This is a genomic window from Denitrobaculum tricleocarpae (assembly GCF_007004665.1).
Lineage (GTDB): Bacteria > Pseudomonadota > Alphaproteobacteria > Kiloniellales > Kiloniellaceae > Denitrobaculum > Denitrobaculum tricleocarpae.
Map to the genome: position 1 here is coordinate 20510 of NZ_ML660070.1, position 14208 is coordinate 34717.

Here is a 14208-nt window from a genome sequence, read left to right on the forward strand (position 1 = left end):
GAGGTGAAGCAGCCTCTCCAACGTCTACCCGGATGGATGAGACGTTGCCGTATGGCATGGCTATAGGATGCGGGGCGCTCATTGCGCTGCGACAGCGGTGTCCCTGGTTGATGTTTCGCGAGCGCTTAAGAAGTTTCCAAAAGGCTGCAGCTCCTGAACATGATCGCAAACGACCTTGATCAGCACGAGGAAGGGAACAGCCATCAGGGCACCGGCAATTCCCCAGAGCCAACCCCAGAAAATGACGGTGAGCAACACCGATACTGTATTCAATTCAAGTCGGCGCCCGAGGATCATGGGTGTGACGAACTGTCCCTCAAGCACTGCCAATCCCAGGTATATCCCCGGCGCGACAGCGGCGAAAGCCAGGCTGTCGTAAGTAACGACGGCAAAGGCTGCGACCAGCAGCGTCCCGACAAGGGCGCCGACATAGGGAAGGAAGTTCAGGAAAAACGCAACCGTGCCCCATATGTGAGCGTCCGGCAGCCCCACCACATGCAGGCTGGTCCCAATCGTCAAGCCCAGACCCGCATTTATGCAGGTAATGGTTAAAAGGTAATGAGAGATACGGCGCTCGATATCATAAACCAACTTCAACGCCTTCTTCTTTTCACTCATTAGAGAGAATGACTCTATGAGCTTGGCGTAAAACAGATCTCCCGAGGCCAGCAAAAAGAGCGCCAAAACCAACGCGACAGCGATCGACGTGCCGGCGCTGGCCACGTTGCTGACTGCGGAAACAAGCAGGCCAGGTTGCTCGACGACCACCCGTTGGACGGGTCGTGGAGAGGCTTCGGTGATTTTCTCGACCTCTTTCGATGCGTCTTTTACAGCTTCGACGGACTCGCTTACCGGGGTGAGGCGTTCTCTGATTTTGTCACCGAATGATGGGGCTTCCTCGACCCACTCGGTGACGGTGCCGCTCATCATGTAAAAACTCACCAGTATGGACAGGCTCAGTCCCCCGATCAGCAGGAGTGCGGTCAGTGCAGCCGGGAAGCCGACCCTTGACGCACCGCGCACCAGCGGACTCAGAGTGAGGGAGAGGAGAAATCCCATGACGATCGGCAGCAGTACGTCCTTTGCAAAAAACATGGATACGATCAGCAGAAGAGCAAAGATACCAGTCAGCAGATAGCGAATCGCCGTCAATTCCTGCGCTACCGTTCCTCGATTATCCTGCACAAGTTTCTCCCTTCAACACGCGGCGGCCTTGTCAACCGGAACTATTTCCCCGGAGCGGCGTTATCCCCGGAAGTCAATTTCCGGAGTATGTATAATGCGAACAGCCTCTAAAAAGTTCCTCGCGGCGACAGTGGCCGCGCCATTTCTGGTTGGATCCGTGGCCGTTTCGGCTGAAACCGGCAGCAAAGATGCCGAAGCACCGGCAAACTGCCAAGTGATGCTCGAGGAACTGGAGGGAGATCTTTTCCGGGCAGAGGAAGAGCGCACGGGCCAAAGGTCGGAAATGTCCAAATTGGCAGCGGAAATGCCTTTGCTTGTTGAAATGGCAGACGGGTCTTTCGTCTATCTTGACGGCGAAGAAAAGCTATCTCAGCCGATCGAGGCCTGGTTCGTCTCGGAAAAAAACCTGCAGGATAAAGCCAATCGTTCAGCAGCCGCGCGCGCACACCTCCAGTCCGGCGACGAGGCGTCCTGTATCGACGCCTTGAAGGCCACCAGCAAGACCTCCGGCTAGCGGCCTGCTTTTGCAGCCTACGCAAAGAGCTGCCGTACGGCGGAATGGCTGACGGCTCATGCCTCGCATCCGATGGCGAAGCAATCGCTGCTTCTGATTACTTCTATAAGCTGTTCGATCGGGTTAGACTGTTTCGAGACTTAAGTGTTTCTGCCTTATGGCTGCTCAACAGTCTGCCTGTTCAATCTGCAGCGTGTTGTATGCACCGGCGTTGCTGGATTTACACACTCGCACGATCGCGTCATCCGAGGTGGGCCCGGATGCCGCCAAAGTTGTGTCACCGCCGCTGGAAAAGCGAAAAACTTGACCTATGCTACTTTCTGGTGCGGGAGTGCCAGACTACAATCAGCGCTTTGTCTGCTCTATTGCGGTGCCGGCGTCCGCGCTGATTGAGGAAGAGCGTTACGGCGTTATCGAAGGATTCGTTGCTTGCATTCGCCAGATAAAAACACAGCTGTCGGGCTATCGACAAAACACCGTACCAACTGCCGGGCGTGGCTTCGCGGTGCCACCCAGGCTGAGCATGCTCGTCTTGATAGGCTCGTATCGCGTTGGAATTTTGCCGAGAAGCTCGACTATTCGAACTTCCTCTTGATGCAGTCAGCCGTCCTGATTCCGCTCGAATCCTGGCTCGAGAGTAGGGATGTCGAGGCAGACCTACCTGATTGGCGGCTTCGTGCACGCTCGACGGCACTTCTAAAGGATCTTGCGACTCTGAATTTATCTGCATTACCGCCGGTTGCTATGTCTTTTGACGTATCCCTATCGGCAAAGATGGGTATTCTGTATGTTCTGGAAGGCTCCCGGCTTGGGGGGCGTGTCTTGGCGCGGGCGGTTGAAGGTTCTCTCGAGCCTCTTCCTGTATCCTTTCTGTTACACGGCAGTGAAACGGGCCTTTGGCAGAGTTTTCGGCAGCGGCTTGGGCAGCTTCCGCACGATCCACGCCTTTGGGAGGAAATGGCCCAGGCCGCGCGAAAAGTCTTTGAACTCTATGAACATCAAACTCGGGCGATGATGAAAGAGGCCCTGTAATGATTAATCCCGATGCGGGATCTGACCGGCAAAACGTGGATCTAACGGATTGTGACCGCGAAGCTATTCATCAATTGGGACGTGTTCAGTCTTTTGGCTGTTTGATTGGTGTATCTGCCGATTGGCTTATCTCGCACGCCTCAGTCAACCTGGCGGATTTTGCATGTAAGTCGGCTGAGGAGGCGGTGGGTGAACCGCTAGAGACTCTGCTCAACAGCCAGTCAATTCACAACATTCGAAACAGACTCCAGCACTTAACCGGCAGATCCGGTGCCGAATACGTACGCGGAGTGCTGTTTGTTGGCAGCGATGAGCTCTATGACGCCCAAATTCATGTGTCTGAAGGGACTATTGTCCTGGAGTTCGAGCCGGCCGCGCAGTCGGCAGACTTTGAAACTGACCTCACGCTCGTAAGATCTGCCGTGGCGCGTTTGGCCGAGATCTCTGATATCGCACGTTTCTGCGGTTTCGCTGCGAAGAGCGTGCGGGCGCTGACCGGGTTGGATCGTGTCATGGTCTACCGGTTTTTACCGGATGGCTCTGGCGAGGTCTTTGCAGAAGCCAAGACGTCAGACCAAGAATCGTTTCTAGGCTTGCGATATCCTGCCTCTGACATACCCAAGCAAGCCCGTGCACTCTATCTCCGTAACCCGATACGTATCATTGCTGATTCAAGTCACGCAGGGGCCGAAATCCATCCCCCGCGCTCGCCAAGCGGAGATGTCCTGGACCTGTCGCAGAGCACGTTGAGAAGCGTTTCTCCCATACATCTCGAATATCTGTCGAATATGGGCGTCGCAGCCTCGATGTCCATTTCGATTATTGTGAACGGCGCTTTGTGGGGGTTGTTCGCATGCCATCATCGTCAAGCTATTGCGATGTCGCAAGCCAAACGGAATGCCGCAGACCTCTTCGGTCAGATGTTTTCGTTTTTGCTTGCGGGAAAACTCTCAGATGTTGAGGCTCAAAATGACGATCAGGTTCAGGAGATAACAAGTTCCTTCACGCGATCGATGCAGGAGGGCGGCGCGCCTGTTACTCAGCTTGTGCCATTGTTGCAGGACTTTTCCTCGCTGCTGGGCGCTGATGGATTTGGAGTTATCCTGGACAATATCGTTCATCTCGAGGGAAGTGCGCCAAAGGAAGACGAGTTTAGCCGACTCGTGAAGTTTTTAAACGCTGCCGCGGCGAACACGGTCTTTTCGACGTACCAGCTCGGCGCTTTGATGACCGATGCACAGCAGTTTGCGCAACGCGTCTCCGGCGTTATCGCGGTACCGATTTCGCGCTCGCCGCGGGATTATGTCATGTTCTTCCGCCGAGAGATCGTAAAGTCCGTGAACTGGGCGGGAAATCCTAACAAACCCTTGAGTGCGGGGCTGAACGGCTCGCGGCTCTCGCCGCGCAAAAGCTTCGAGGCGTGGCGCTCGATTGTGGAAGGCGAGAGCGAACACTGGTCGCCATCAAATCTGCGCGCTGCCGAGCAACTGCGGCGGGCTTTGCTGGAAGTGTTTTTAAGGCTGACCGATGAGGCCGCGCGCGAGCGGAAGGCGGCACAAGAGCGTCAGGAATTGCTGATCGCCGAGCTGAACCACCGTGTCCGCAATATTCTGGGTTTGGTAAAAGGGCTGGTTTCACAAACAAGATCGGAGAAGCAGTCGATTGCTGAATATGTCGGAGCCCTGGACCATCGCGTCCAAGCCCTTGCACGCGCGCATGATCAAATCACTCAGGAGAATTGGACTGCTTCGTCGTTTTTCGACATGGTACGCACCGAGCTGGAGAGCTATTTGCTGGATAAGGCGGGGCGGGTCGACCTAACTGGACGCGACTATCTGATCGAGCCAGTGGCGTTTTCGTCCGTAGCACTGGTCATGCATGAAATGGTCACAAATGCTGCGAAATACGGTGCCTTGTCTGATCAGCGAGGCATGGTAACCATCTCGACCTCCGTGAACGGGTTGGGTGACCTCATTATCGAATGGGCGGAGCGAGGCGGCCCAGCAGTCCAGACGCCCAGTCGACGTGGATTCGGGTCAACGATCGTGGAACGCTCAATTCCGCATGAGCTGAACGGTGAAGCGAGTATCAGCTTTGATGCGGCCGGCGTCGAAGCGCGTTTTTTAATCCCCGCGAGGTTTGTCGAACCAACCGGGCGAAGCCAGCGGGAAGGCCGCGGTAGGGTAAGCGGCATCGCCAACGGTCACATTGACGTGCCCGGCTCTGTTCTTATCGTCGAAGATAACCTGATCATTGCCATGGAGGCTGAAAGCCTGTTCGAGGAAATCGGTTCACGAACAGTCGAAATGGCTGCGAACATTGATCAGGCGAACACCGCCCTGGCTGAACAGTCGTTCGATTTCGTATTGCTCGATATCAACCTGGGTCATAACACAAGCTTTGGGTTGGCAGCAGAATTGGTGAGCAAAGGGGTGAAGTGTGCATTTGCGAGCGGTTACGGCGATACTGCGGCTGTCCCCCACAATCTGCGAGACATTCCCCTTATGTCGAAACCATACGACAAGGACGCGATCCTGAAACTCTTGTCCGGCGATAAGGAGTAATCACATCGCCGCCGTCAGATAGGGACAGGCGAAGATCAGCGGGGCGTCCGCCCCTTGCCGGTTAGGGGCGCGATTTTCGATACGCACTTTGGATCTGCCGATCCAGTTCCCCGGCCTTAATTGCCTTGATGACCGTTCGATAGGTTGCCGGCAGCTTCTTGAGCTGGCCGACCTCAATCGAGCTACCCCGCCCTTTGATGATCAGGGGTATTTTATTGTAGCGAATTTGCGTGATCACGTTGCCGTCCGCGTCGACCTGCCACCACAAGCGAGGTTTCACGTTTACGACTTTGTGGCCCCGCTTACGTTGTAACTGAAGGGGACGGCCCTCCAACGCAAGTTTCGCCAGTTCGATTTGTTCTTCAACGTGAGCGATAAGTTTTTCACGCCGGTAGTCAGCCGACTCTGCCTTCCGCCTTGCCGGTGGGGCGGGAATGATGCGTTTTGAGACTGTCAGCTTGTCCAGGTAACTCATATTTCTCTCATCCGTATCATATGTGTCTGTTTGTGCCACCGATGAATTCTGCGGCTTTTCGATTTCTCGTCGCCGGCTTCCCCGTCGGATTCCCGCTTGTATAGGTCCTCCAGAGGAACGGCGGTTCACCGCCTTCCGACGAGAGACTATGACGTCTCGGAAACGCGATCACCCGCGCCGTCGGATTGTTGAGTTTGGCCGAAAACCCCATCTAAACCGGATCCCTTGAAGGTCAAAGTCCGATAAGGAAACGGTATTTCTATGCCTGCATCATCGAGGGCCCGTTTCACGGCGGCAACGACCTGGTCCCGCGACGCCCGGATGTCGACAGGCCGGGATCCGGTCCACCAGGTGACTTCAAAGTCTATCGACGAAGAATTGAACTCCCTGGCGAATATCTGGATATCCCTCACGTCGTCCCGCACGCTATCGAGCTTCTTCACCGCTTGTGCGATGACATCCCGCGCTTCATCGACGTCCTCGCCATATGCAACCCCGCAAATGATGGTTGTCCGGCGAAAATCCTTATTCGTCCGAACAGTCACCGGGTTCTTAAAAAGCAGCGCGTTGGGCATCACGACCAGTTGCCCATCGGTCTGGCGAATGTGCGTGTCCCTGACCGTTATTTCCTCGATTTGCCCGTCAATGCCGTTGCTCTCCACATAGTCGCCGAGGCGGAAGGGTTCTCTCAACAGGATCAGGATACCCGCGAGAAAATTCTCAAAGACGTCCTTAAAGGCAAAGCCGATGGCAACTGAACCGAGCCCGAGCGCTGTGAGTATTTTTGCCGGCGTCATACTTGGAAAGGTGATCGTCATGGCGATCAGGATGCCAAGGATCCATATGCCGACCGAAGCGATCATCTGCAGGACTTCGATCAAGGACCGTCTCGCCCGCGCTCTTCGCAGCAGGGTCGCAATCGACCAACTCACCAGTCTGGAGACGCCCCAGGTTACGATCAGGCACAGGCAGGACAGTGCGAGCTGAGGCAGGCTTTGCCAGAAAGCCCTGGTCAGCTCGCCCAGTTGGCTCTGCAACGCGTCAGGAAGCAAAGCCTCCACACCAGAACTCCAATACTGCAACACCGTACCTACAGCAACGCGTCGCATCCATAAAAGTTCCATTGCGCTTTGGAACCTTTATCTCGTCCGCGCGTTGTGCAGAGGCGGCAAAAGGCGCCGAACAGTTTTTTTTAATGAGGAGAAGTTCCCATGGGAATCGAAGTTGGCGGCATTTTAGGTATCATCATTCTGGCCTTGGATATCTGGGCGATTATCAACATCTTCGGGTCCGGCGCGTCGACGGGTTCTAAGGTCCTCTGGATATTGCTTGTCCTGCTGCTGCCGGTGGTTGGTCTGATTATCTGGTTTTTGGCGGGCCCCCGAGGGTCAGCGGCTGCGAAAGTCTAGTGCTCCCTTCGATGTGATCCCCGCGGCTGCGACTGTTCAAGTAGCGCAAAAGACCGATGGGTTCCGGGCGCCGAGTGTGCCGATGCCAATGCTTTTTTGAGTAAATGGCTTCTGCGCCTCGGCGCTATCGCGCTGGCACCCATTGAACCAGACGCTCCAATGCTTGCGTACCGGTTCAAGATCGGTGCGCGAAACTTCACCTCATCAAAAGCTCATTGTTCCGGGGGAGGCATGCAGCTGTTATCGATTGATCCGCATAACATTCCGAAGACCGGGGACGACCGTCCCGTCGCGACCCTCTTTCGTTACGTCATCCGCATGAGCGGAAATCATCAGGTATGGGTTTGCTTGGTTGCGGCTTGCGTGGCTCTGTTAACCATGGCGCCGCTCGAACTGCAGCGCCGTCTGGTGAACGACGTCATTGTCGCTGGCGACATGGAGCTGCTGCTTTTACTGGGCTCTTTGTATCTCGCCGTGCTTGTCGTCCAGGGCCTGATGAAGGTGGCCCTGAGACTTTACCAGTCATGGCTGAGCGAGAGCGCGATCCGATACAACCGGCTCCACCTATCCCGTGTCTATGAGAGACGAACGGCCGAAAACGATGAAGAGAGTGGTGGTCGTGCTGTTTCGATCATTGGCGCAGAGATCGACAGGCTGGGCGGCTTCGTCGGTGAAGGTTTTTCGCAGCCGGTCGTGAATATAGGCATACTCCTGAGCGTCGGCGGCTTTATGCTCGTTGTCGAACCCTTCATCGCCGCCGTAAGCCTCGTCTTCCTGGTTCCGCAAGTGATCCTGGTTCCCTGGTTCCAATCCTGGATCAACAGGTTGCTGGAGCGCCGCCTCGGGCTGATGCGTGATCTCAGCGACACCATCTCGGAGTTGAGCAGCGACGGGAGCGAGATCGGGGACACTCAGCTGCCAAAGCAGGTCGATGATATCTACCGAAACCGGATTAAGCTTCTTTTCGTTAAGTTCGGGACCAAGGGGATAACAAACTTTCTAAATGCCCTTGGTCCGCTGTGCGTTTTGGTCTTTGGCGGTGTCATGGTCATTCAAGGCGAGACCACGATCGGCACCATTGTCGCCTTTGTGTCGGGGTTCGATCGCCTCTCGAATCCGCTACGGGAAATGATTAGCTACTATCGTGTGGCGGCGCAGGCGAACGTGCAGCATAAGATGATCGCGAAGTGGATCACTTGAGCCTGGTGTCAAGCTTCAGGTTTGGCCTGTTCCAGGCTTTCCAGCGCCTTGGCCACGTCCGTCCGCAGAGTCAGGACGACGTTGCGCAGTTCTGGGGCAGCAAGCACGCTCAAAACCACATTTGCGGTGTCATCCAGTTGCTTTTCCTTGGCTGCACAGTTTTCCAGCACCACGGCGGCTTCATCAAAGCCAACAGCGGATTTGAGTGTTATTACCGCTGATTCGACCAGAGCTTTTTCGCCACTTGCAGAATTCGGCACGTCGTCTTGTGCAATGACGAATTCGGTGAGCTTATCCGCAGAAAAGTCTCTTCGGGCGGCATGATCCTGGCAGTCTCGACCAATGGAGGTACCCTGAAGTTTCTCCGCTGCGAGACGGTATGTACCAGCCGCCTCACGGCAAGCGGCGATCAGGTCGTTCAAACCTGCAAGCGCTTCGGTTCGTATAACACTCATTGCATACCCGTTTACTCATTCCGACTGTTGGTTCGGTGCGAACAACGACAAAGCTTTAGGCCGAATGCTGAAGCGGGCAGGTGTGTAGCAAACCAGCTCGCCATCGACGTTGACGGATTTGGGCCTTTTTGTCGTAACGCGAACGCTCTGGGCGCGCAAGAGTTCCACTTCGCTGTGTTTGTCGAGAGTGCCGAACTTAAGCGACGGCAGGAGGCGCAACCAGCCCAGAGGGGTGAGAGGTTCGATACTGTAGACGTGCAGCCAGCCGTCATCGACCTCCGCTGCCTCGCTAATCGTCAAGCCGCCACCGTAGTGACGGCCGCTGCCCACCGCAAGCTGAACGCAGCGGCGCGTCATCTCTCTCTCATCGTGGCTGATGCGGACCGCGAAGGGGCGATGGCTCTTGAAGGCGTCGATCCAACTGAGCGGGTAACTCAGGATACGGAGTCTTCGCTTGCGTTCGCCCCTATGGAATTTCGCCACTTCGACACTAAACCCGATGCTCGCGACGTTCAAAAAGGGGCGGTCGTTTACCAAGCCCACATCGACATGCCGTGTCTGCCCCCGGGCGATAATGCTAACGGCCTGAGTCAGGTCCTGGGGAATTCCGAGTGATCTGGCGAAGTCGTTTGCCGTGCCCATCGGCAGAACACCCAGTGGGAGCTTTGCGCTCAGAACCGCGTCCAGAGATCCACTCAGGCTGCCGTCGCCGCCTCCGACAATGATCATATCGACGCCGTCAGACTCCGCCGAAATAACATCAGACAGTCTTTGCGGATCTTCCGGAAAGAAGCTTTTCGTTTCAATTCCGGCACGATGCAATTCTTCGTCGATCCCGTTAGATCCTGCTTCTGCGCTGCCACTGTGGGGGTTTATGACCAAGAGTGCTTGTTTTCGTCTCAACGCAGATCAATCCTTCTGATTCGTTTTCAATTCCCACTCAGTCTTGCAGTGTCTCGGGTGTCTCGTCGACGGCAACTGTTGCGCCTGATGTTCCTCGAGTTCCAATAAAATTCTTTTACCCGGTTTCCGCAAGCTCACGCAAAGGCGAGGGAGTTTCAGCGACTGCTCTGGGAGCCAGGGGCTATACGGATACTGAGAATATCAAGCGCAGCGGCTGTGTGTTCGAACTTCGCGTCAAACACTACGGTGACGAGCGGAGGTTGCGTGTCGACGCCAAAGCGGGTCGTGCGATGGTAGACAGGTGTACCTTTCGCCCTTGGATAGCCAACTGATATTAGTCTTGAAAACCAGTGGGTCTGGATCGCTGAGTGCTCAAGAATTCCAAAAATCTGTTTTGGAACCAGTTGACGTTTTACGCGTTGGCCATGCGCATTTCAATCTCTGACCAAACACTATTCCGGGAGAAATTTCATGGGTGATTCGAGCGGATCTCTTCATGCGCCTCGTGAACGATTGTCGAAGGAGACGATGCATATGCACCACGCAATCGTCTCGTTGATGGAAGAGCTTGAAGCGATCGACTGGTACCGTCAGCGCGCAGACGATTGTGAAGATGAGGCGCTGAAGAAGATCTTGTTGCACAACATGCGTGAAGAGATGGAGCACGCTGCTATGGTTCTGGAGTGGTTAAGGCGCAACAACAGCGATTTCGATGGCTACCTGAAGGAGTTTTTGTTCAAGGATGGCCAGATAGCAGACCACTAGAGCATCGCTTGGTCATCTCAGCGACCTAAGCGCATTGTGCACAGCTGCAGCGAAGCCAGCAGGCAGCCCCACCGGCAGCTTGCTGGCTTTTTTGCGTCTCACTCAGGATGTGCATGGCCCGCGGTTAAGTGAATTCAAAGGCTGGAAAACAAATCGAGGCGACTTCCGGAACCATTTCGCTTTGTGAAGGTTCTTCAAATGACTTTCGCTGAACAAGCAGGAGACGAATATGCGCCAAGAGACAACAACTGCCCGCGATGTAAAGCAAGCTGCGCGTGAAGCGGCGGCTCAGGTGAGCGGGGAAGTGCAGAAAGGAGCTCAGCGGATTCTCTCGGAGGTCAAGGGTGCAGGTGCCGACTTCGCCGAGGACCGCAAAAACGATGCCACCGATTACCTCGATGACGTCATCGGTGCTGCGAAGCAAGGCACCGCTGAGCTGGACAAAAAGGGACACGCGCGAACGGCCGCCTTCGTAAACGAGACGCTGGACAGGTGCGGCGCCGCCACAGCTCATCTGAAACGCACCTCTCCACCGGATCTCTGGCAGGAGGTAAACGATTTCGCTCAAGAGCGTCCGATTGCACTCTTTGGTGCTGCCTTCCTCTTGGGTTTCGGCGCTACTCGCTTCCTGAAGAGTTCTCAAGGCGGCCGTGCCCATCGACATTCAGATAAAAGGAGTGCGTCCCTGAATGCGGACCCAGATCGGAGGACATCTGAACAGTCTGCGTCAGGCGGGCATTCCGGCAGCACCGGCAGTGAGGCTGCTGAATGAGCAATCAGGATCTAAGCATAAAGTCGCTGCTATCCGGCCTGGTTGACCAGATCAGTCAACTCGTTCGGCAGGAATTGCGGCTGGCGCAGGCAGAGGTCTCCCAGAAAATCGCGCAGGCACAAGCCGGAGGTCTTGCGGTTTTTGCGGGGATGCTACTCGCTTTCTGCGCCCTACTGATCCTGCTTCAGGCACTTGTACTGGCGCTATCCAACATCATGCCGCCGACAGTGGCCGCGATCCTGGTGAGCCTAACGACAGCCGCAGTTGCGTTTGCCTTAATCAAGCAGGGGCAACGCAAACTCAAAGTCACCAACCTTGTTCCCGAGCGCACGATCGCTGCCGTGCGCCGGGACAAAGAACTGGTAATGGAGAAAACGAAATGACCACTCATAAACAGACCCCAGATCAGATCGAACGCGAGATCGAGGATACCCGCTCGAAAATCGATCAAAACCTTGATGCTTTGCAGAACAAGGTGTCGCCGGGTGAGTTGATTGACGAGGCCGTGGGCTACGTTAGAGAGTCTGGCGGGGATATCGCGGAAGGAATCACTCGGACAATCCGGGAAAATCCGATTCCTGCGACACTGATCGGCGCCGGCATCGGTCTGTTTCTGCTGTCGAGGGCGTCGAACGCGTCCCGCAACGCAGCGGAGAGTGTGAGCTCTTCCGGTGCAAAAAGCGCAGACCGTTCGGATCATGAGACTTCGCTGCCCGGACGCGCATCCGACATGCGTGACCGTGTCGTGGACTCGGCCTCAGCCGCGGCGGAAAGCCTCGATGAGAAGACATCGGAGATTGCTGACACTGCAAAAACAAAGATCACTGCGGTACGGGATCGCACGGTCGATTATGTTGACCGCAGCCGGGACAAAGCCCGCGAGGTAGCTTCGGCATCCGGGCGCTTTGCCGGTGAGCATCCCTTCGTACTCGCCGCACTCGGCCTGGCCGCCGGCGCAGGCGTTGCAGCGCTGGTGCGCTCAAGCAACAAGGAGAACGAACTTCTTGGCGGGAAGAGCGATCGGGTCAAGGAAATCGTGAAGGAATCCGCCAAAGAACAGAGTGAAAAGGTCAAGCTTGCCGCAGAAGCGGCAGCCCGCCGTGCAAAGGAAGAGGCGGTAGAGCGGGGCTTTACCGAGAAACAGGCAAAGGAGAAGGCCAACGACCTTCTTCAGGAAGGGCGCGAAATTGCCGGCGCTGCTGGTTCCGCGGCGACAAGCCAATACCTGGATGAGCAGGAGACAGCGCAGTCGAAGAGCAAGAAGTCAAAGGCTTCCTCAGGCGCTGCTGCGAAAAAGACGACGTCGTCACGCCAGCGTGCGCGCTCCAGCGCCGGTTAAGACCGTGCCGGATGATTCCGTCTCTGAACCTGTCGCCAGCCCGCTTGGATTTTCCGTAAGGGGTTGGTGGCAGGCTCTGCTCAGGGTCCGGCGTTCAATGCTGGAGGATCATCTGCTGTTAGTCGCCGCGGCTGTTGCGTTCTACGGTTTTCTTGCGATTTTCCCGGCGCTTTTCGCATTTGTGACGCTGTACGGGCTCGTTGCAGATCCGGGGCAGGTGGAGCCGCAATTGCGCCCCCTGCGTGACTTTATTCCGGTCGAAGCCTACTCGATCCTGGCTGATCAACTCGAAAAGATCACGTCGACGACGGACACGAAGCTCAGTGTGGGGCTCCTTTTCGGCTTCTTAGCGGCATTGTGGAGCGAGACCAACGGCAGCAAAGCGCTGATGACAGCCATGAACATTGCCTACAGTGAACAGGAGGCGCGCGGATTTGTGCGGCAGAACATCGTTGCCGCGCTTTTTACGGTCGGCGCTATCTTTATGGCGATCTTCTCATTGGCCGCCTTGGCCTTTGTGCCCGGCATGGTTTCAATCATGGATGCAGGGCCGCTGTTTGAAGCGGGGTTGATGTGGTTACGATGGGTTATCCTGACCTGTATTGTCATGCTGACCCTGGGTCTCTTATACCGCTACGGTCCGAATCGGCGCGAGGCGCGTTTCCAATGGATCACGCCAGGTGCCGTTCTTGCCACAGGTCTATGGATGCTCGGATCGGTAGGCTTCTCCTTCTATGCCGCCAATTTCGGCAGCTACAATGAGACGTTCGGCTCACTTGGCGCTGTCGTTGTCCTGCTTATCTGGTTCTATTTAACCTCCTCCGTCATTTGCCTGGGAGCACGGCTCAACGCGGAGCTTGAGCTGCAGACCAGCCGCGATTCAACCATCGGGCCGGTGCAACCAAAAGGTTCGCGCGGCGCCTATGTCGCGGACAACGTTGCGTCGGCGCCGGCAGCCGGGGCTTCGGGCAGGTAATTGGGTAAAATGTACAATCTCTTTTACGTCATTGGCGCTGTCGTCATCGTTCTGGCAATTCTCGGTTTTCTTGGAGTCACGTGAGTTTCAGCCAAGGCAGGGTATCTTTCAGAAAAGCAGGAACTTTTTTGTTTGTTCTCCGTTTACCAAACAGGCGCTGCGACTCGGCACTGAAGAAGGCTGAGGGCTGAGCCGGAGAAGCAATACGTACGACGAGACTGCGCGATGAGTGATGTCAGCCCCTACCTCAATCAGAAACTCCGCAGTTACGACGAGGCGCTAAAGGATCTCTCAAGGGGTTCTACGCCACAGCAGAATACGCTTGCCTGCGAGCAGATCGGCAATACCTCGACTCCTCTGGAGATGCAGCGGGAAGTCACGGTGAAATCGCCGCGGTGATATCACATCTCGCAGCAACTCTAGGTGCTTTCGTTATATTCAAGGTCACCGCGTTGCCTATGAAACCCTCACAATCCTAGGCTTGCCACGCGACCGGCTGGCGCAAATCACCCCAAGTTTATCCCAAGTTGTACAGACGTCGCATCCATGGCAGAATCGCATTTGACTTCTCGCCAGGCAGCTGATTGTTCGTGAGTTTGCGGTTCACGGTCACTGCTTT

16 protein-coding genes are annotated in these 14208 nt (G+C 55.8%); 10 read left to right on the forward strand and 6 right to left on the reverse strand.

Features of this window, described 5'->3' with window-relative positions; all coding sequences use genetic code 11:
• Window positions 1–78: 78 nt before the first annotated feature.
• Window positions 79–1185, reverse strand: a complete 1107-nt coding sequence (locus tag FKG95_RS28350; protein ID WP_218940401.1) for an AI-2E family transporter — start codon at window positions 1183–1185, stop codon at window positions 79–81.
• A gap of 94 nt (window positions 1186–1279) precedes the next feature.
• Here FKG95_RS28350 and FKG95_RS28355 point away from each other — a divergent pair, with 94 nt between their 5' ends.
• The 3 genes from FKG95_RS28355 to FKG95_RS28365 all read left to right on the forward strand — a co-directional run bounded on the left by FKG95_RS28355 (window position 1280) and on the right by FKG95_RS28365 (window position 5295).
• Window positions 1280–1699 (forward strand): hypothetical protein, encoded by a 420-nt coding sequence (locus FKG95_RS28355; protein WP_142899842.1) that lies wholly within the window; start codon window positions 1280–1282, stop codon window positions 1697–1699.
• Between the two features lie 429 nt (window positions 1700–2128).
• Window positions 2129–2731, forward strand: a complete 603-nt coding sequence (locus tag FKG95_RS28360; RefSeq protein ID WP_142899843.1) for a biliverdin-producing heme oxygenase — start codon at window positions 2129–2131, stop codon at window positions 2729–2731.
• Window positions 2731–5295, forward strand: a complete 2565-nt coding sequence (locus tag FKG95_RS28365) for an HWE histidine kinase domain-containing protein (protein WP_142899844.1) — start codon at window positions 2731–2733, stop codon at window positions 5293–5295. Before FKG95_RS28360 ends, FKG95_RS28365 begins: the two co-directional genes overlap by 1 nt.
• A 61-nt stretch (window positions 5296–5356) precedes the next feature.
• Here FKG95_RS28365 and FKG95_RS28370 read toward each other — a convergent pair whose 3' ends face one another.
• Both FKG95_RS28370 and FKG95_RS28375 read right to left on the reverse strand, forming a co-directional pair.
• Window positions 5357–5770 (reverse strand): hypothetical protein, encoded by a 414-nt coding sequence (locus tag FKG95_RS28370; RefSeq protein WP_142899845.1) that lies wholly within the window; start codon window positions 5768–5770, stop codon window positions 5357–5359.
• Window positions 5771–5916: 146 nt separating this feature from the next.
• The gene (locus FKG95_RS28375) at window positions 5917–6879 is read right to left on the reverse strand and encodes a mechanosensitive ion channel family protein (protein ID WP_142899846.1); all 963 of its coding nucleotides are present in this window, start codon (window positions 6877–6879) and stop codon (window positions 5917–5919) included.
• Window positions 6880–6981: 102 nt separating this feature from the next.
• On the opposite strand from FKG95_RS28375, the gene FKG95_RS28380 reads away from it, so the two are divergent.
• Both FKG95_RS28380 and FKG95_RS28385 read left to right on the forward strand, forming a co-directional pair.
• A complete protein-coding gene (locus tag FKG95_RS28380) occupies window positions 6982–7179 on the forward strand; it encodes a PLDc N-terminal domain-containing protein (RefSeq protein ID WP_142899847.1) in 198 nt (65 codons plus the stop codon).
• Window positions 7180–7410: 231 nt separating this feature from the next.
• Entirely contained in the window at window positions 7411–8379 is a 969-nt protein-coding gene (locus FKG95_RS28385) for an ABC transporter transmembrane domain-containing protein (protein ID WP_142899848.1), read from the forward strand.
• Between the two features lie 8 nt (window positions 8380–8387).
• Here FKG95_RS28385 and FKG95_RS28390 read toward each other — a convergent pair whose 3' ends face one another.
• Together FKG95_RS28390 and FKG95_RS28395 are read right to left on the reverse strand one after the other, a co-directional pair.
• Window positions 8388–8801: a DUF2383 domain-containing protein gene (locus FKG95_RS28390; RefSeq protein WP_179954319.1), complete on the reverse strand. Its 414-nt coding sequence runs from the start codon at window positions 8799–8801 to the stop codon at window positions 8388–8390.
• Window positions 8802–8849: 48 nt separating this feature from the next.
• A complete protein-coding gene (locus tag FKG95_RS28395) occupies window positions 8850–9737 on the reverse strand; it encodes a lipid kinase (RefSeq protein WP_142899850.1) in 888 nt (295 codons plus the stop codon).
• Between the two features lie 471 nt (window positions 9738–10208).
• Here FKG95_RS28395 and FKG95_RS28400 point away from each other — a divergent pair, with 471 nt between their 5' ends.
• Window positions 10209–10502, forward strand: a complete 294-nt coding sequence (locus FKG95_RS28400; RefSeq protein ID WP_142899851.1) for a ferritin family protein — start codon at window positions 10209–10211, stop codon at window positions 10500–10502.
• 124 nt (window positions 10503–10626) lie between these two features.
• Here the strand turns inward: FKG95_RS28400 and FKG95_RS29830 are convergent, their stop codons facing one another.
• The gene (locus FKG95_RS29830) at window positions 10627–11160 is read right to left on the reverse strand and encodes a hypothetical protein (RefSeq protein ID WP_179954320.1); all 534 of its coding nucleotides are present in this window, start codon (window positions 11158–11160) and stop codon (window positions 10627–10629) included.
• 110 nt (window positions 11161–11270) lie between these two features.
• On the opposite strand from FKG95_RS29830, the gene FKG95_RS28410 reads away from it, so the two are divergent.
• From FKG95_RS28410 to FKG95_RS29835, 4 genes are all read left to right on the forward strand, one after another.
• Complete coding sequence (locus tag FKG95_RS28410; protein ID WP_142899853.1) at window positions 11271–11657, forward strand: phage holin family protein; 387 nt, start codon at window positions 11271–11273, stop codon at window positions 11655–11657.
• Entirely contained in the window at window positions 11654–12613 is a 960-nt protein-coding gene (locus FKG95_RS28415) for a DUF3618 domain-containing protein (protein WP_142899854.1), read from the forward strand. Before FKG95_RS28410 ends, FKG95_RS28415 begins: the two co-directional genes overlap by 4 nt.
• A gap of 97 nt (window positions 12614–12710) precedes the next feature.
• Window positions 12711–13589, forward strand: a complete 879-nt coding sequence (locus FKG95_RS28420; RefSeq protein WP_179954321.1) for a YihY/virulence factor BrkB family protein — start codon at window positions 12711–12713, stop codon at window positions 13587–13589.
• Between the two features lie 225 nt (window positions 13590–13814).
• Window positions 13815–13988 (forward strand): hypothetical protein, encoded by a 174-nt coding sequence (locus tag FKG95_RS29835; RefSeq protein ID WP_179954322.1) that lies wholly within the window; start codon window positions 13815–13817, stop codon window positions 13986–13988.
• Window positions 13989–14208 lie beyond the last annotated feature (220 nt).

Coding starts and splice junctions, on each gene's coding strand:
- FKG95_RS29835 (WP_179954322.1), top strand. CDS start 13,815: ATGAGTGATGTCAGCCCCTACCTCAATCAGAAACTCCGCAGTTACGAC.
- FKG95_RS28420 (WP_179954321.1), top strand. CDS start 12,711: ATGCTGGAGGATCATCTGCTGTTAGTCGCCGCGGCTGTTGCGTTCTAC.
- FKG95_RS28375 (WP_142899846.1), bottom strand. CDS start 6,879: ATGCGACGCGTTGCTGTAGGTACGGTGTTGCAGTATTGGAGTTCTGGT.
- FKG95_RS28385 (WP_142899848.1), top strand. CDS start 7,411: ATGCAGCTGTTATCGATTGATCCGCATAACATTCCGAAGACCGGGGAC.
- FKG95_RS28355 (WP_142899842.1), top strand. CDS start 1,280: ATGCGAACAGCCTCTAAAAAGTTCCTCGCGGCGACAGTGGCCGCGCCA.
- FKG95_RS28410 (WP_142899853.1), top strand. CDS start 11,271: ATGAGCAATCAGGATCTAAGCATAAAGTCGCTGCTATCCGGCCTGGTT.
- FKG95_RS28365 (WP_142899844.1), top strand. CDS start 2,731: ATGATTAATCCCGATGCGGGATCTGACCGGCAAAACGTGGATCTAACG.
- FKG95_RS28415 (WP_142899854.1), top strand. CDS start 11,654: ATGACCACTCATAAACAGACCCCAGATCAGATCGAACGCGAGATCGAG.
- FKG95_RS29830 (WP_179954320.1), bottom strand. CDS start 11,160: ATGGGCACGGCCGCCTTGAGAACTCTTCAGGAAGCGAGTAGCGCCGAA.
- FKG95_RS28380 (WP_142899847.1), top strand. CDS start 6,982: ATGGGAATCGAAGTTGGCGGCATTTTAGGTATCATCATTCTGGCCTTG.
- FKG95_RS28370 (WP_142899845.1), bottom strand. CDS start 5,770: ATGAGTTACCTGGACAAGCTGACAGTCTCAAAACGCATCATTCCCGCC.
- FKG95_RS28400 (WP_142899851.1), top strand. CDS start 10,209: ATGGGTGATTCGAGCGGATCTCTTCATGCGCCTCGTGAACGATTGTCG.